Raw genomic sequence first — 15502 nt, forward strand, 5'->3', positions numbered from 1 at the left:
CCCGCCGCCGAGCACCCCGCCGCCGGGCGGCTGCACGGCGACCTACACGGTGAGCAACCAGTGGCAGGGCGGCTTCCAGGGTGAGGTGAAGGTGACCGCCGGCTCGGCGGCGATCACCGGCTGGACGACGAAGTGGACGTTCGCCAACGGCCAGACCGTCAGCCAGTCCTGGAGCACCGTCCTGAGCAGCAGCGGGTCGACCGTCACGGCCCGCAACGCCGACTACAACGGCCGGCTGGGCGCCGGCGCCAGCACCAGCTTCGGCTTCATCGCCAGCTGGAACGGCACCAACGCCACCCCCGCGGTGACCTGCACCGCGAGCTGAGATTCCCCGTACCACCGGTGGCCGGGCCCCGCGCGGGCCCGGCCACCTTTCTTCCTCGTGACATCGGCGAAGAGCCGGGGTGCCGCACGGGCGGTCGCAGGGCGCCGGACGGGTCGGGGCTGGCCGGCCCGATGCGCCGCCCCCGGGAGGCCGCTGACCATAGGGGCGGATCGGAGACGACGCAAGACATCGACGATGTGGGATACCGCACCGTTGAGTGGGCAGCAACCGAAGGCGGGAATGCCTACGGTGACCCTGCAATCGCCTTCTGGTGGTCGCGAGTCCGCAAGGGACACGGGGGTCCTTGTCGTGCATGATCGTTCGCGATCGTGCCCAGCCACACGGTTGGGCACGAGTCTGCATGGTGCCACGCCTGGCTGTACGCGCCGGCCGCCCATGAGAGCGTCGTCCGGCACACCATAGTCGCGCTTCGACGCCTGTCGTCGTCGCTGTCGTACATCGCCCCCGCCAGTTGATCCGGAAGGGATCGTCTGTGCCATCGTCGTACCGTCGGCGGACAGCCCGGATTGCCGGCCTGCTCGCCACCGCCCTGCTGGCCGGGTTCATCGGCGTCTCGCCGGCCCAGGCCGTCACCGGAGGTGCCGCCGTCAGCGACGGCTCCTTCGCGTTCGCCGCGAAGATCGAGGTGGGGCCAGGCCTCAAGGCCTGTAGCGGCGCGCTGGTCGACCCGTGGTGGGTGCTGACCGCCAAGAGCTGCTTCAGCGTCGACGGCCAGCCGGTCGTCGCCGGCACGCCCGCGAAGCCGGCCACCGTGACCGTGGGCCGCTCCGACCTCACCGCGTCGAGCGGCGCGGTCGTTCCGGTCTTCCGGATCGTGCCGCACCCCAACCGTGACGTGGTGCTCGTCCGGCTCGCCGCGCGGGTCGACGCGGCTCCGGTGCCGCTGGGCGCCGCCCCCACCGTGGGCGAGCAGCTCACCGTGGCCGGCTTCGGTCGCACCGCCACCACCTGGGTGCCGGACCAGCTGCACACCGGCACCTTCGCCGTGCAGGGCGTGAACGCCGGCACGCTGGCGATCCTGGGCAGCGGGCAGGCCGCCATCTGCCGCGGTGACCTCGGCGGGCCGACCGTCCGCATGGTCAACGGCCAGCCGCAGCTCGTGGCCCTGCACCACACGTCCTGGCAGGGCGGGTGCCTGGCCGAGACCGAGACGCGCCGCGAGGCGGTGGAGACCCGCGTCGACGACCTCGGTTCCTGGCTGACCGCGAACATCCCGCAGGGCCCGGCGCTCGACCAGTACGAGGACATCAACTTCCTCTACGTGTACGCCACCGGCGACGGCGCGCCGCAGACGTTCCCCGCGACCTCCACCGGCGCGTTCACCGCGCCGCTCGGCGAGTGGTCGGGCGGCAACGGGGCCTACAAGGAACAGGTCAAGGTCTTCAACGACGACTTCGACGGCGACGGCGTCAGGGACGTCGCCGTCATGTCGAAGCGCGCCGGGGGCAACTTCTACCTGGATACGTTCATCACCCGACCGGACGGCAAGTACAGCGCGCCGATCAGGTCCTGGACGGACGACAACTTCGGCCACATGGAAAACATGAAGATGGCCTCCGGTGACTTCAACGGCGACGGCCGGACCGACCTGACCGCCTTCTACGGATACGCCAACGGCGACGAGGGATGGTTCAACTGGATCGCCCGACCGGACGGGGGCTTCGAAGAACCGGTCGAGGTGTGGAAGGCGCCCAACTTCGGTAGCTGGACGACCACCTCGGTCTTCGCCGGGGACGTCAACGGCGACGGCCGGGACGACGCGAGCCTCTTCTACCGGTACAACAACAGCACGGCCATGGCGCTGATCACCTGGCCGGGCAAGGCTGACGGCACGTTCGGCACCGGTTACACCTCCTGGTCGACCCCGAACAGCGCACCGTTCACGTCGCTCACCTCGATGAAGGTCGTGGACGGCGACTTCAACGGGGACGGCCGCGACGACGTCGCCGTCCTGCTCAACGACAACGGCCTGCGCCTGTTCACCTGGATCGCCAAGGCGGACGGCAACTTCGAGGCGCCGCTGGCCTCCTGGACGTCGACCATCTTCGGCCAGTTCGCCAGGATCAAGATTGTCTCCGGCGACTACAACGGCGACAAACGCGACGACCTCGCCGTCCTCTACCAGTACCCCAGCGACGGCATCGGGTTGCACACGTTCACCGCGAAGACCGACGGCGGCTTCAACCCGCCGGTGCAGTCGTGGACCGTGGGACCCGCAGAGTACGGCTGGTGGCCGAGCATGAGGTTGCACGGCCAGTGACCCTCTCTGCCTGAGGTGTCCCCCTGCGCCTCACTGCGCAGGGGGACACCGTCCGTTGGCGTGCACGACAACCGCTGCCCGCGAAGCGGCTCAGTCGGCGGCGGTGACCTCCAGCAGCAGGGTCTGCTCGGGATGCAGCGCCGGCAGTTGGAGCCCGACCGCCGCCAGCACCGCGCCGCCGAGCGTCACCCCACGGCCACTCGCCAGCCAACCCGGGGCGGCCCGCTGGAGGGTGGCGGGCTCGGGCACGCCCGCGACGGGCCGCACCGCGTACCGCCGGCGGGGGTCGAGACCGGGGAGTCGGACCGGCCCGGGCACCTGGGTCACCGAGGTGGCCAGCTGCGCCACGGCGTACACCGCGTGGGAACCGTCGTGGGCGATGACGCCGTGCGCCCAGACGGCCGGGTCCGGGTGGTCGACCCGGACCACCCGGCCGGCGTGCAGCAGCGGGCGGAGCCGCTTGTGCAGCGCGACCCAGGCGGCCAGTTCGCCGCGCTGTGCCGCGTCGATCGCGCCGATGTCCCACTCGATGCCGTGGTGGCCGAAGAGCGCCGTCGCCGCCCGGAAACCCAGGTCGTGCACGCGGTGGGTGGTGTGCGAGCGCTCCGGCCCGATGTGGCTGCCGACCAGCTCGGGCGGGAGCAGCAGCCCCGTCCAGCGCTGGATGGCCAGCCGCTCCAGGGCGTCGTTGCAGTCGCTGGCCCACACCCGGTCGGTCCGTCGCAGGATCTCCAGGTCCACCCGGGCGCCGCCGGACGCGCAGCTCTCGATCTCCACCCCCGGGTGGCGGCGGCGCAGCTCGTCGAGGAGGCGGTAGACCGCGAGGGTCTGCTCGCGCACCCCGGGGCGGCCCTGGTGCCCCGCCTCGGTCAGGTCCCGGTTGTGGTCCCACTTGAGGTAGTCGATGCCGGGGTACGCGGTGAGCAGCGCGTCCAGCCGCTCCAGCAGGTAGGTGTACGCCGGCGGCTGGGCCAGGTCGAGCACCTGCTGGTGGCGCCAGGCGGGCGGCAGCCGGCCCGGTGCCGACAGCACCCACTCCGGGTGGGCCCGGAACACCTCGGAGTCGGGGTTGACCATCTCCGGTTCCACCCAGAGCCCGAACTGCATCCCGTGCCCGCGTACGTGGTCGATGAGCGGGTGCAGGCCGTCCGGCCAGACGGTGTCGTCGACGTACCAGTCGCCGAGGCCGGCGCGGTCGTGGCGGCGGCCCCGGAACCAGCCGTCGTCGAGCACGAAGCGTTCCACCCCGACCTCGGCCGCCTGGTCGGCCAGCGTGCGGAGCCGGTCCAGGTCGTGGTCGAAGTAGACGGCCTCCCAGACGTTGAGGGTGACCGGGCGGGGCGTGGCCGGGTGCTGCGGGCGGGCGCGCAGGTGGGTGTGCAGGACGTCGCTGAGCCCGTCCAGCCCGTCGGCGGAGAAGACCGCGTACAGCAGCGGGGTGGCGTACTCCCCGCCGGGGTCGAGCAGCACCTCGCCGGGGGTGAGCAGTTCGCCGCCGCCGAGGGTGGACTCGCCCGTCGGCCGCCGCTCGGCGACGGTCACGTGGTCACCGCTCCACGCGGTGTGCACCGCCCACACCTCGCCGTGGCCGAAGCCGAAACCCGCCGTGCCGGCGACCAGCAGCAGGGTGGCGTCGTGCCCGGTACGGCCGTGCCGGCCCTCGCGCACCCAGGCGCCCATCGGCCACGGGTGCCGCTGCGGGGACCGCTCCCGGCACCACCGGCCGGTCAGGTCGAGCAGTTCGGTGGCGACCGCCGGCACCGGCAGCACCGGCGTCAGCTCCCGCAGCTCGTACGCCGTGTCGCCGTCGTTGCGCAGCCGGTGCCGCAGCAGCACCAGGCCGGTCGGGTCGAGCGCGATCTCGACGGTCAGCGACAGCCCGGCCCCGCCGTCGGACGCCCGGACGGTGACCCGGGCGGAGCCGGTGCCGTCGTCGGCGACGTCGAGACCGGTCAGCCGGAAAACGGTGGACCAGTCCCGGCGCTCACGGTGCCCGGCGAGCGCCGGCCGGCCGCCCCAGCCGGCGGACGCCTCGGGCAGCAGGGACAGCACCGTCGGCGCGTCGAAGCTGCTGCGTACGACCGGCGCGACGGTGGCGTCGACCAGGGCGGGCAGGTCGCCGTCGGGGACGGGGCCGAGGTCGGCCCCCCAGTGCGCGACCCGGGGCAGCCCCGGGCCCCGCACGTCGAGCACCAGGCTGGTCCGGGCACGGCGTAGGTGGACGATGGTCATCCCTTTGAAGCCCCCAGGGTCAGGCCCCGGACGAACTGCCTCTGCAGGAGGAAGAAGATCACCAGGGTCGGGATCGCGACCAGCACCGAACCGGCCGAGACCAGGTTGTTGTCGGTGAAGAACTCACCGCGCAGGTTGTTGAGCGAACTCGTCACCGGGAACTTGTCGCCCGTGCGCATCAGCACGGTAGCCCAGAAGAACTCGTTGTAGATCCAGGTCACCTCCAGGGTGGCCAGCGCGGCCAAAGCCGGCCGGCACAGCGGCATGGTCACCTGCCAGTACTGCCGCCAGACGCTCGCCCCGTCGACCATCGCCGCCTCGTAGAGGTCGCGCGGCAGCGCCTTCATGTAGTTGCTGAGCACGAAGACGCAGAAGCCGCACTGGAAGGCGACGTTGACCAGGATCAGCCCCCAGTAGCTGTCGTAGAGCAGCTCCGAGTCGCTCATGAACGCCGGCAGCGGCACCTGCGTGAAGAGCCGGAACAGCGGGATGAGCAGGGCCTGCTGGGGCAGCAGGTTCGCCGCGGTGAACAGGCCGAGCAGGACGATGTTGGTCTTCCAGCTGAACCGGGCGATGACGAACGCCACGCACGAGGCGAGGAAGAGGGTCAGCAGCACCGCCGGCACGGTGATGTAGACGGAGTTGAGGAAGTGCTTGCCGAACTCGGCGGTCCGCCAGGCGGTGACGTAGTTGTCGAGGGTCCACCCGCCGAGCGAGACGTAGCCGTTGGTGGCCGTGTACTCGTAGGAGCGCAGCGAGGTCAGCACGGCCCAGAGGATCGGGAAGAGCCAACCGATCGCCACCGCCGCGAGGAACACGTGCAGCACCACCCGGGCCGGGCGCGGCGGCGGGCGGCGTTCGGTCGCGGGGGCGGTCCGGTCCTCCCGGGGCACGGTCGCGGTGCTCATCGGCGTCCCTCCCGCAGCACGGTCGCCAGGTAGACGGTGATGAAGACCAGCGAGACGACGAGCATGATGGTGGCCAGCGCCGAGCCGAAGCCGATGCGGCTCGCTTCGCCGACCACGTTCTGGGTGACCAGCGCCGAGATCAGTTCCAGGCCGTTGCGGCCCTTGTTGATGACCCAGACCAGGTCGAACGCGCGCAGCGACTCGATCACCGTCACCACCAGCACGATGATGTTGATGGGCCGCAGGACCGGAAAGATCACCTTGAAGAACGTCCGGCCCTCCGACGCGCCGTCCACGGCGGCGGCCTCACGCAGCGACGGGTCGACGCCCTTCAGCCCGGCCAGGTAGAGCAGCATGATGTAGCCGACGTGCCGCCAGCCGGCCGCCACCAGCACGGCCCAGATGTTGACGTCCGGGTCGCCGTACCAGTCGACGTCGGTGCCGAGGACGGCGTTGACCAGGCCCTGGTCGCGGGAGTAGAGCAGCTGCCAGACGAAGCCGATCAGCGCCAGGGAGAGCACCACCGGCAGGTAGAGCGCGGTCTGGTAGAAGCGGGTGCCGCGCAGCTCCTTGTCGAGCAGGACGGCCAGGAACATGCCGAACGGGGTGGCCACCACGAACAGCGCCGCCAGCCAGAGCATGTTGTTCTGCACGGCCGGCACGAACGGCGGGTAGTTCTGGACCACGTCGGCGTAGTTGCGGCCGCCGACCCACTCGATCTCGGAGACCGGGCCGATGCCGTCCCAGTCGGTGCCGGAGAGCAGCACGGTGGCGCCCGCCGGCAGCCAGACCAGGCCGACGACGAGCATCAGCGGTACGGCCACCATGAGCGCGACGACCACGCGGTCGGTGCGGGACAGCAGCCGTACGCGCCGGCGGCGACCACCCGTGGAGGTGGCCGCGGCCGGCGGCGGCGCGGCGCGATCCGCTTGGATCAGGGGCAGGTCGGACACGGTGCCCTCACCCTCTCGCCGTCAGTCGGTGAAGATCGACTTCTTCTGGTTCTCGATGCTCGACGTCAGCCCGTCGATGTCCTTCGGGTCCTTGATGAACTGCTGGAGCGCCGGGATGATCACCGTGGAGGCGAAGTCCGGGCGGGTGTCGCGGTCCAGGAACTGGGCGATCTCGGTGGCCGAGCCGACCAGCTCGGCGGCCTTCTTCTGCAGGGCGCTGTAGCCGCTGGTGTCGGCCTCGCTGTTGGCGACCAGCGTGCTCGGGTCGCTCTTGACGGTGATGTCCGCGGCCGCCTTCGAGCCGACGTACTCCAGCAGCTTCCTGGCGTTGGCTTCCTGCTTCGGCTTGCGGGCCATCATGTAGCCGTCGATGGGCGCGTCCAGGGCCTTGGCGCCGATCGCCGGGTCGATCTCGGGGAAGGTGAAGAAGTCGAGGTCGGCCAGGTCGGCGCCGTCGAACTGCTGGCCGACGAAGAGGCCGAGCAGGTACATGCCGCTCTTCTTCTGCTGCAACGACTGGGCGGCCTCCTGCCAGGTCCGGCCGAGGCTGTCGGGCTGGTGCAGGGGCAGCAGGCCGCGCCAGGTGTCGAAGACCTTCTTCACCTTGTCGGAGGTCCAGGACTCCTTGCCGGCCATCAGGTCGATGTGGAACTGGTAGCCGTTGATCCGCAGGTTGAGGATGTCGAAGGTGCCCATCGCCGGCCAGCCGTCCTTGTCGGCGAAGGCGATCGGGGTGAGCCCGTCCTTCTTCATCTCCCCGGCGAGCGCGGTCAGGTCGTCGAGGGTCTTCGGCACCTGGTAGCCGTTCTGCTGCCAGACCGACTTGCGGTAGAAGACGGCCCACGGGTAGTACGACGACGGCACGAAGTACTGCTTGCCGTCGTCGCCGGTCGACGCCTTGCGGAACGCGTCGGACATCCCGGAGAGCTTGCCCCAGACGTCGCTGAGGTCACCGGCGAGGCCCCGGGCGGCGAAGAAGCGCATCCGGTAGCCGGCGAACCACATGAACACGTCGTCCGGCTTGCCCTGGAGATAGTTGTTGATGTTCTCCTGGAACGTGTTGTGGTCGACGGTGTTGACGGCGACCTCGAGGCCGGACGAGGTCCGGAAGCCGTCCATGACCTTCGCGATCACCTCCTTGGGCTTCGGGTCGGACTGGTTGGAACCCAGCGACACCGTCTTGGCGTCGGAGCCGCCGGAGTCGGAACCGCAGCCGGCGAGCAGGCCCGTGCCGAGCAGCGCGGTGGTGCCGGCCGCGCCGGCCAGCAGCGAACGACGGTTGAGGCCGGCCACTGAGGGGGGTACGAGCCGGGCGAGGTACTCGGCTCGGGTGCGGGGACGGGACATGGTGCCTCCTGCGGATGAAGAGGTGCCCGAGGGCCGTCGGTGGCGGTGTCCCGGCAATCGTGAACACACACCCGGATCCATCGCGAATCCACATTGGCGAACACGAATTGCCGGTGGCGCCTCAAGCTACTCGTCCTCCGGGCGGTGTCAAGGGGGCGGCAATCTCCCGACAACCCCGTCACGACAAGGCCGTTGAGAGGTAAACGTTGTAAAGATGATCGATGTTGGAACGTGTTGACTTGGCCGTCTCGGCCGGGCACGCTCTGCATTCATGCGGCGATGGCAGGGTGACGACATCTGGTTCGGTGCCGACTACAACCCCGAGCAGTGGCCCGAGTCCACCTGGGCCGAGGACGTCGCGCTGATGCGCCGGGCCGGGGTCAACCTGGTGTCGGTGGGGATCTTCTCCTGGGCGCTGCTGGAGCCCGCCCCCGGCGCGTACGAGTTCGGCTGGCTGGACCGGGCGATCGACGTGCTGCACGGCGGCGGGATCTCGGTCGACCTGGCCACCGCCACCGCCAGCCCGCCCCCGTGGCTGGCCCACCGGCACCCGGAGACGCTGCCCCGGCGCGCCGACGGCGCGATCCTCTGGCCGGGCGGCCGGCAGGCGTACTGCCCCAGCTCGCCCGTGTTCCGCGAGCGGTCGCTGGCTCTGGTGGAGGCCCTCGCCACCCGGTACGCCGACCACCCCGCCGTGGTCATGTGGCACGTCTCCAACGAGCTGGGCTGCCACAACGTGCACTGCTACTGCGACGTCAGCGCCGAGGCGTTCCGCCGCTGGCTGCGCGAGCGCTACGGCGACCTGGACGGGCTCAACCACGCCTGGGGCACCGCCTTCTGGAGCCAGCGCTACGGCGACTGGGCCGAGATCAACCCGCCGCGCACGGCGCCGACCTTCGCCAATCCCACCCAGCAACTCGACTTCCTGCGCTTCTCCTCCGACGAGCAGCGCGCCCAACTGCGCGCCGAGCGCGAGGTGCTCACGCGCCTGGTCCGCCAGCCGGTCACCACGAACTTCATGATCGGCACCGGCATCAAGTACCTCGACTACCACTCCTGGGCGTCCGACGTGGACGTCGTCGCCAACGACCACTACCTCACCGCCGCCGAACCGCGCGCCCACGTCGGGCTCGCCCTCGCGGCCGACCACACCCGGGGCGTCGCCGGCGGCGACCCGTGGCTGCTGATGGAGCACTCCACCAGCGCCGTCAACTGGCAGCCGCGCAACGTCGCCAAGGCCCCCGGCCAGTTGCGCCGCAACAGCCTGGCGCACGTGGCGCGCGGCGCGGACGGGGTCCTCTTCTTCCAGTGGCGGGCCTCCCGCGCCGGGGCGGAGAAGTTCCACTCCGCGCTGCTGCCGCACGCCGGCCCGGAGACCAAGGTGTTCCGCGAGGTGTGCCGGCTCGGCGCGGACCTGCGGGCCCTCGCCGAGGTACGCGGCAGCCGGGTCGACGCCGAGGTGGCGATCCTGTTCGACTACGAGGCGTGGTGGGGTGCCGAGCTCGACTCGCACCCCACCGTCGATGTCACGTACGCCGACCGCCTCGGCGCGCTGCACGACGCGCTGTGGCGGGCCGGGATCACCGCCGACGTCGTGCACCCGGCCACCGACCTGTCCCGCTACCGGCTGGTGCTGGCGCCCACCCTCTACCTGGTGCGCGACGCGCACGCCGCGGCGCTGCGCGCGTACGTCGAGGCCGGCGGAACCGCCCTGGTCACGTACTTCAGCGGCATCGTCGACGAGCACGACCACATCCGCCTCGGCGGCTACCCGGGGGCGTTCCGGGAACTGCTGGGCGTCCGCGTCGAGGAGTTCTTCCCGCTGCGGGCGGGGGAGCGGGTCACCCTCGACGACGGCTCGGGCGCCGACGTGTGGACGGAGTGGCTGCATCCCGAGGGCGCGCAGGTGCTCGCCGCGTACGCCGACGGGCCCCTGCCGGGCGTGCCGGCGCTGACCCGGCACCCGGTCGGCGCGGGCGCGGCCTGGTACGTCGGCACCCGGCTGGACGTGGCGGCGACGGACCGGCTGGTGGCCCGGCTGGTGGCCGAGTCGGGGGTACGCCCGGCGGCGCGGGTGCCCGCCGAGGTGGAGGTGGTCCGGCGGCGCGCCGGCGACCGCACCTGGCTCTTCGTCATCAACCACACCGACGCCGACGCCCGGCTCGACGCCACCGGTGTGGAACTGCTGACCGGCACGACCTGCGCCGGTGACCTGGTCGTGCCGGCCGGCGAGGTGGCCGTCATCCGCGAGGCGCCGACCGCCGCCGCGGCGGCCCGCTCGTCCGCGGCGTGACGGCGCGAAGGAGGTCCTCCGGATGCTGGCCCGACAGCGACAGGCCGCGATCCTCGAGATGATCCGGCAGCGCGGCGGCGTGCGGGTCAGCCAGTTGGTGAGCCGATTCGGCGTCTCGGACATGACGATCCGGCGCGACCTGGAGGTGCTGGCCGAGCGGGGGCTGGTTGACAAGGTCCACGGCGGCGCGACCCTGGTCGGCCCCGGACCCGGCGACGAGCCCGGCTTCGCCGCGAAGTCGCTGCGGCAGCGGGTTGAGAAGCGGGCCATCGCCGAACGGGCCGCCGCCCTGGTCGAGCCCGGCATGGCCGTCGCGCTCTCCGCCGGCACCACGACCGCCGCGCTGGCCACCCTGCTGGCCGACGTACGCGGCCTGACCGTGGTGACCAACTCCATCCCCGTCTCCGAGGCCCTGCACCAGCACCCGGGCGCCGACCAGACGGTCGTGCTGACCGGCGGGATCCGTACCCCGTCGGACGCCCTGACCGGGCCGGTGGCCGAGGCGGCGATCAGCGCCCTCAACGTCGACGTGCTCTTCCTCGGCGTGCACGGGATGAGCCCGCGCACCGGATTCACCACGCCGAACCTGCTGGAGGCGGGCACCGACCGGTGCCTGGTCGGCGCGGCCCGGCGCCTGGTGGTGCTGGCCGACCACACCAAGTGGGAGACGATCGGAATGGCCACCATCGCCCCGCTCTCCGAGGCCGACGTGCTCGTCACCGACGCCGGGCTGCCCGAGGAGGCGCGCGACCAGCTAGCGGGCCAGGTGGGCGAGCTGATCGTCGTCGGAATCGACTGACCGGCCCGAGCTCGTGGTCACGGCACGGCCTTGCGGTTCGCGCGCTCGATGCCGCGCCGGACGAGACCGCGCACACCCGGGAGGGTCATCGCCCGGATGGTCACGTCGCCCATCCACACGTGGAACCGGCTCGGCGGCGCGTACTGGAGCATTCCTCGACGGGCGAGCGCCTGCCGTTTCATGGCTTCCGGGCGCAGTCCCGCCTCCCACTCGGTCAGTGCCGCCGGCACGTCGTCGTGCCGTTGCAGGGCGGCGCCGAGCTGGTCCGCGCCGGCGAGCGCGAGGGTCGCCCCGTGCCCGGCGAAGAGCGTGACGCACCAGGCCGCGTCCCCGAGCAGCACGATCCGGCCGGTGCTCCAGCGTGGCATCACCACCTGGCTGATCGCGTCGAAGTAGGCGCCGGCCGGGTCCTTCCCGAGGTGGCGGATCGCGTCGGGGACACCCCCGCCGAGATCCCCGAACGCCGCGTCGAGCGCCTCCACCGCGCCGCGCCGCAGGTCGGCGGCCGGGTCCGCGCTGCGGTACGTGAAGAACGCCGACGATCGCCGCGGGCCCAGGTTGACGATCGCCGCCGTGCGTCCCGGGCCGATGAACGTGGTGGCTGAGGAATCCGGCACGCCCACCACCGGGTGGGCCAGGGGAAAGGCGCCCACGACGTACGGCAGATCGACCTGGAAGCCGGAGCCGAACGCGGCCGTCCGCGTGGCGGAGTGCACCCCGTCGGCGCCGATGAGCAGGTCGGCGTGTTCCGTGGTGCCGTCGCTCAGCACCACCCGCACCCGCTCGGTGTCCTGGTCCAGAGACGTGACGGTGGTGCCGAAGCGGATGTCGGCGCGGTCGCGCACCGCCTCGTACAGCGTCGACTCCAGGTCGCCGCGGAACACCGACACGGCCCGGTTGCCGAGGGCGGCCTCGGCGAGGCTGGACGGCACCGTGAACTTGGGCCGTCCGTCGGCGCGGACGAGCACGGTGGTGAACAGACCCAGGTCATACGCGGACAGCGCGGTGAGCAGGCCGAGGCGCTCGGCGGCGTCGTAGCCCGGGCCTATCAGATTGACCATGTAGCCGCTGCTGCGTCGGGCGGGGGCGCGTTCCACCACGACCGTGTGCCATCCGTCGCGTCCGAGTCGCAGCGCGGTGGCCAGCCCGGCTATGCCCGCTCCCACGATCACTGCACGTTTCATCCAGCACTCCCGAGTCAGAATGAGCGTTCGCTCAAACTAGTATGAGCGACTGTTCATACCGGGCGCAACGAGGGACGGCGGCACCGCCTAGACTTCGGACATGCCGCGTGGAGTAGCCATCCCGGAGATTCGGCAGCAGCTCTTCGCCGCCGTCGAGCGGCTGATCGTGCGAGACGGACCGAGCCGGCTCACCGGCAGGGCCGTGACGCGCGAGGCCGGCGTGGCCACCGGGCTGCTCTACGCGCACTTCGCGAACTTCGACGACTTCCTGGCCGGGTACTGGATCGACCGGTCCTTCGTGGTCTCCGGCGAGGTGGCCGGCCTCCCGGAGCGCGCCGGGTCCGGCACGGTCGCCGGCAACCTCAACCAGGCCATCCTGGCTACGCCGATGGAGACGCTGCTGGCACTGGCCCGGCTGATGGCCTTCCGGCCCGACCTGGTGACACAGGTCGAGACGGTGCTGGGCGGTGGGACCGCCGGCCTGCAGGCGGTCGAGCGTGCCGTCGCCGGCTACCTGGCCGCCGAGCGGCAACTCGGACGGGTGGCCGTCGGCGCCGACGTGGAGGCGCTGGCCCTGGCGGTGGTCGGCGTACTGCACCACGTCGCCCTCATGGGCGGCACCGATCCAGCGGCCCCGCTTCGAATCCAGCGGGCAGTGGCCGCACTCACCGGAGACCTTCCCGCGATCGCCGCCCCGAAGGCGTGATCCGCACTGACCGTCCCGCTCCTGCGGATGCGCGGGCTACCAGACGGCTCGGCGCTGTCGAGCTGAGCCGTCTACGACATCAGCGCGACGCGCTCCGCTTCCCGGGGAGCCGAATCAACGGGCCACGCCCGCGAGCAACCAGCGTCGTACGGGGATCTCCAGCAACACCCGGAAGCTCTCCGGGGCGACCGGCTCGCGGATGTCCCACCCTCCGTACTTGGTCGCGAAAGCCTTGACGATCGGGTCCGGGAAGTCGGTTCGGGGCACCCGGGCGAGACCCTCGGCCACGACGGGGGCTTCCCCGCCCTCCAGGGCCAGCGACACCCGTGGATCGGCCGCCACGTTGCGGGCCTTGACGCTCTCGCCCCCGCAACCGATCCACCACGTGTCATCGACGTAGACGAACCAGACCGGCGTCACGTGCGGCGAACCGTCGCGGCGCAGGGTGCACAGCCAGACTCTCAACTCCCGGGCCAGGCGAGCCGCGACCTCCGGTGGGACCGCTGCCTGCGGCTCAGGCAGACCCGTACGCCCGATGCTCGCCCCCACGCCCGAAACCTCCACGCCCAACCCCCTGCCCAGATCTGCCGCATGCCCGAAAGGTGCCTGACCCCGACGGCGTCTCGTGGCACGGCTGTGGTGCCGCACCGCCGCCCACGGTCCGTCCAATGGTGATCAGGACGCCATGGACGTTATCCCGCCGTTTTAGGGTCCATGGCGTCCTGATCACCGGGAGGCTCGCGGGGATGCCGGTCCACCTGCGGTCTGCGCCGTCGTGGTGCACTCTCACAGGCACTTCACAGCGCTTCCGCGTAGTGTCCCGACGAGTCAGCGACCGGCTCCAGGGTGGAGTGCGGTGTCTTTGCACGGGAGTTCCGATGGTCTTCAAGAAGATGTTGAGCGCGTTCGGAGTGGGCGGGCCGAGCGTCGACACCGTCCTGACCAACCCGAACACCCGCCCCGGTCTGACCCTCGAGGGGCAGGTCAACCTGCAGGGCGGGGACGCCCCGGCCAACGTCGAGCAGGTCGTCGTCAGCCTGGTCACCCGGGTCGAGATCGAGGGCGGTGACACCGAGTACGCCGGCGTGATGGAGTTCCACCGGCTGCCGGTCAGCGGCGCGTTCCAGCTCGCCCCGAAGCAGCAGCTCTCCCTGCCGTTCCAGCTCCCGGTCCCGTGGGAGACGCCGATCACCGACGTCTACGGCCAGCGGCTGCGCGGCATGACGATGGGGCTGCGCACCGAGCTGGCCATCGCCCGGGCGGTCGACAAGGGCGACCTGGACCAGGTCAACGTGCACCCGCTGCCGGTGCACGAGCGGATCCTGGAGGCGTTCCAGCGGCTCGGCTTCCGGTTCAAGCACGCCGACCTGGAACGCGGTCACATCCGTGGCACGCAGCAGACGCTGCCGTTCTACCAGGAGATCGAGTTCTTCGCCTCGCCCCAGTACGCGAGCACCATCAACGAGGTCGAGCTGACCTTCGTGACCAGCCCGCACGGCGTCGAGGTCATCCTGGAGTGCGACAAGCGCGGCGGGTTCCTGACCCCCGGGCACGACGCCTTCGGCCACTACCGGCTCTCGCACGCCGACGCCGACAAGACGGACTGGGTCCAGGTCGTCGACGGCTGGCTCCGGGAGACCACCTCCCGCTACGGCAGCCTGCGCGGCGCCCACGGCTTCGGCGGCCACGGTCACAAGCACGGGCACGGTCACGGCCGAGGCGTCGGCATGGGTGGCGTCGTCGCCGGTGCCGCGATGGGAGCCGTCGGGGGAATGATCGTCGGAGACATGATCGGCGACGCCTTCGAGGGCGACGGCGAGGACTTCGGCGGCTTCGAGGAGTAGGACCACTCACGACGGTGGCCCCCGGGACCGTAGTCCCGAGGGCCACCGTTGCCGTGGTGCGTCGCCCGGTCAGTGCCGGGCCTTGCGCTCCTCGCCACTGCGCCAGTTGCTGCCGGCCTTGGCCAGACCGCGGCTACCCAGGTAACCGATGGTCAGCAGCGTGATCATGAACCAGGCGTTGTCGGCCCGGAAGATGTCCACGCCGGTCGAGTTCTGGCCGACCAGCTGCGAGGCGGCCAGCACGCCGATCACGGCCGCGATGTAGACCCAGAACTCGGTCGTACGCAGCGACGGCTTGGTCTCCGTGCCGGGTGCCTGCATGGCCTCCCGGTGCCCGTCATGCATCATCGGCATCGGGCGGGTGGGCGTCTCCTGCATGGCCCGGTCCTGCATGGCCCGGTCCTGCATCGCCCGGTTGGGCGCGTCCTGCGTCGGCCGGTTCATCGGCCTGGTGGAAGCAGCCTGCGTGCTCATCTTGTCCTCCTCAGGATGCGATGAGTCGTACCTGCGTTCCCTCGCCCCGCTACCGCGTGTCGGCCACGGCACGGTTCGCGTGCATGGCGGGGGCACCCGCCGTCTACCCGACCTGCCGGGGGCAGTAACACCCCCGGCACCCCGGATACCTGCTCC

13 protein-coding genes are annotated in these 15502 nt (G+C 71.3%); 6 read left to right on the forward strand and 7 right to left on the reverse strand.

Annotation, left to right across the window (positions count from 1 at the left end):
* Both F6X68_RS20840 and F6X68_RS20845 read left to right on the forward strand, forming a co-directional pair.
* On the forward strand, positions 1 to 325 hold a 325-nt coding region (locus tag F6X68_RS20840; RefSeq protein WP_192581478.1), incomplete at its 5' end, for a cellulose binding domain-containing protein.
* A 493-nt stretch (positions 326 to 818) separates the two neighbouring features.
* Positions 819 to 2606 (forward strand): trypsin-like serine protease, encoded by a 1788-nt coding sequence (locus F6X68_RS20845; protein WP_192581479.1) that lies wholly within the window; start codon positions 819 to 821, stop codon positions 2604 to 2606.
* Between the two features lie 90 nt (positions 2607 to 2696).
* On the opposite strand, the gene F6X68_RS20850 is transcribed toward F6X68_RS20845, so the two are convergent.
* Genes F6X68_RS20850 through F6X68_RS20865 form a run of 4 tightly spaced genes read right to left on the reverse strand, consistent with a single transcriptional unit; the run spans position 2697 to position 8046 of the window.
* Positions 2697 to 4838 (reverse strand): alpha-galactosidase, encoded by a 2142-nt coding sequence (locus tag F6X68_RS20850; protein ID WP_151455866.1) that lies wholly within the window; start codon positions 4836 to 4838, stop codon positions 2697 to 2699.
* Positions 4835 to 5746 (reverse strand): carbohydrate ABC transporter permease, encoded by a 912-nt coding sequence (locus tag F6X68_RS20855; RefSeq protein ID WP_151455867.1) that lies wholly within the window; start codon positions 5744 to 5746, stop codon positions 4835 to 4837. The genes F6X68_RS20850 and F6X68_RS20855 overlap by 4 nt, the downstream gene beginning before the upstream one ends.
* Entirely contained in the window at positions 5743 to 6699 is a 957-nt protein-coding gene (locus F6X68_RS20860; protein ID WP_151455868.1) for a carbohydrate ABC transporter permease, read from the reverse strand. The genes F6X68_RS20855 and F6X68_RS20860 overlap by 4 nt, the downstream gene beginning before the upstream one ends.
* 21 nt (positions 6700 to 6720) lie before the next feature.
* Positions 6721 to 8046, reverse strand: a complete 1326-nt coding sequence (locus F6X68_RS20865) for an ABC transporter substrate-binding protein (protein ID WP_151455869.1) — start codon at positions 8044 to 8046, stop codon at positions 6721 to 6723.
* Between the two features lie 271 nt (positions 8047 to 8317).
* Here F6X68_RS20865 and F6X68_RS20870 point away from each other — a divergent pair, with 271 nt between their 5' ends.
* On the forward strand, positions 8318 to 10339 hold the full coding sequence (locus F6X68_RS20870; protein WP_151455870.1) for a beta-galactosidase: 2022 nt from the start codon (positions 8318 to 8320) through the stop codon (positions 10337 to 10339).
* A 22-nt stretch (positions 10340 to 10361) separates the two neighbouring features.
* The gene (locus F6X68_RS20875) at positions 10362 to 11138 is read left to right on the forward strand and encodes a DeoR/GlpR family DNA-binding transcription regulator (RefSeq protein ID WP_151455871.1); all 777 of its coding nucleotides are present in this window, start codon (positions 10362 to 10364) and stop codon (positions 11136 to 11138) included.
* 17 nt (positions 11139 to 11155) lie between these two features.
* Here the strand turns inward: F6X68_RS20875 and F6X68_RS20880 are convergent, their stop codons facing one another.
* Positions 11156 to 12322: an FAD-dependent oxidoreductase gene (locus F6X68_RS20880; protein WP_151455872.1), complete on the reverse strand. Its 1167-nt coding sequence runs from the start codon at positions 12320 to 12322 to the stop codon at positions 11156 to 11158.
* A 100-nt stretch (positions 12323 to 12422) separates the two neighbouring features.
* On the opposite strand from F6X68_RS20880, the gene F6X68_RS20885 reads away from it, so the two are divergent.
* The gene (locus F6X68_RS20885) at positions 12423 to 13028 is read left to right on the forward strand and encodes a TetR/AcrR family transcriptional regulator (protein ID WP_151455873.1); all 606 of its coding nucleotides are present in this window, start codon (positions 12423 to 12425) and stop codon (positions 13026 to 13028) included.
* Between the two features lie 114 nt (positions 13029 to 13142).
* On the opposite strand, the gene F6X68_RS20890 is transcribed toward F6X68_RS20885, so the two are convergent.
* Positions 13143 to 13577, reverse strand: a complete 435-nt coding sequence (locus F6X68_RS20890) for a pyridoxamine 5'-phosphate oxidase family protein (protein WP_225852333.1) — start codon at positions 13575 to 13577, stop codon at positions 13143 to 13145.
* Between the two features lie 329 nt (positions 13578 to 13906).
* Between F6X68_RS20890 and F6X68_RS20895 the strand changes: the two genes are divergently transcribed.
* On the forward strand, positions 13907 to 14872 hold the full coding sequence (locus F6X68_RS20895) for a sporulation protein (protein WP_151455874.1): 966 nt from the start codon (positions 13907 to 13909) through the stop codon (positions 14870 to 14872).
* A 69-nt stretch (positions 14873 to 14941) separates the two neighbouring features.
* On the opposite strand, the gene F6X68_RS20900 is transcribed toward F6X68_RS20895, so the two are convergent.
* Positions 14942 to 15346, reverse strand: a complete 405-nt coding sequence (locus tag F6X68_RS20900) for a hypothetical protein (protein WP_151455875.1) — start codon at positions 15344 to 15346, stop codon at positions 14942 to 14944.
* Positions 15347 to 15502: the final 156 nt, after the last annotated feature.

This window comes from Micromonospora sp. AMSO12t, from assembly GCF_008806585.1.
Classification (GTDB): Bacteria; Actinomycetota; Actinomycetes; order Mycobacteriales; family Micromonosporaceae; genus Micromonospora; species Micromonospora reichwaldensis.

Excerpts from the sequence above, each read along its gene's own strand:
- F6X68_RS20850 (WP_151455866.1), bottom strand. The coding sequence starts at position 4,838 with ATGACCATCGTCCACCTACGCCGTGCCCGGACCAGCCTGGTGCTCGAC.
- F6X68_RS20855 (WP_151455867.1), bottom strand. The coding sequence starts at position 5,746 with ATGAGCACCGCGACCGTGCCCCGGGAGGACCGGACCGCCCCCGCGACC.
- F6X68_RS20865 (WP_151455869.1), bottom strand. The coding sequence starts at position 8,046 with ATGTCCCGTCCCCGCACCCGAGCCGAGTACCTCGCCCGGCTCGTACCC.
- F6X68_RS20870 (WP_151455870.1), top strand. The coding sequence starts at position 8,318 with ATGCGGCGATGGCAGGGTGACGACATCTGGTTCGGTGCCGACTACAAC.
- F6X68_RS20875 (WP_151455871.1), top strand. The coding sequence starts at position 10,362 with ATGCTGGCCCGACAGCGACAGGCCGCGATCCTCGAGATGATCCGGCAG.
- F6X68_RS20880 (WP_151455872.1), bottom strand. The coding sequence starts at position 12,322 with ATGAAACGTGCAGTGATCGTGGGAGCGGGCATAGCCGGGCTGGCCACC.
- F6X68_RS20885 (WP_151455873.1), top strand. The coding sequence starts at position 12,423 with ATGCCGCGTGGAGTAGCCATCCCGGAGATTCGGCAGCAGCTCTTCGCC.
- F6X68_RS20895 (WP_151455874.1), top strand. The coding sequence starts at position 13,907 with ATGGTCTTCAAGAAGATGTTGAGCGCGTTCGGAGTGGGCGGGCCGAGC.
- F6X68_RS20900 (WP_151455875.1), bottom strand. The coding sequence starts at position 15,346 with ATGAGCACGCAGGCTGCTTCCACCAGGCCGATGAACCGGCCGACGCAG.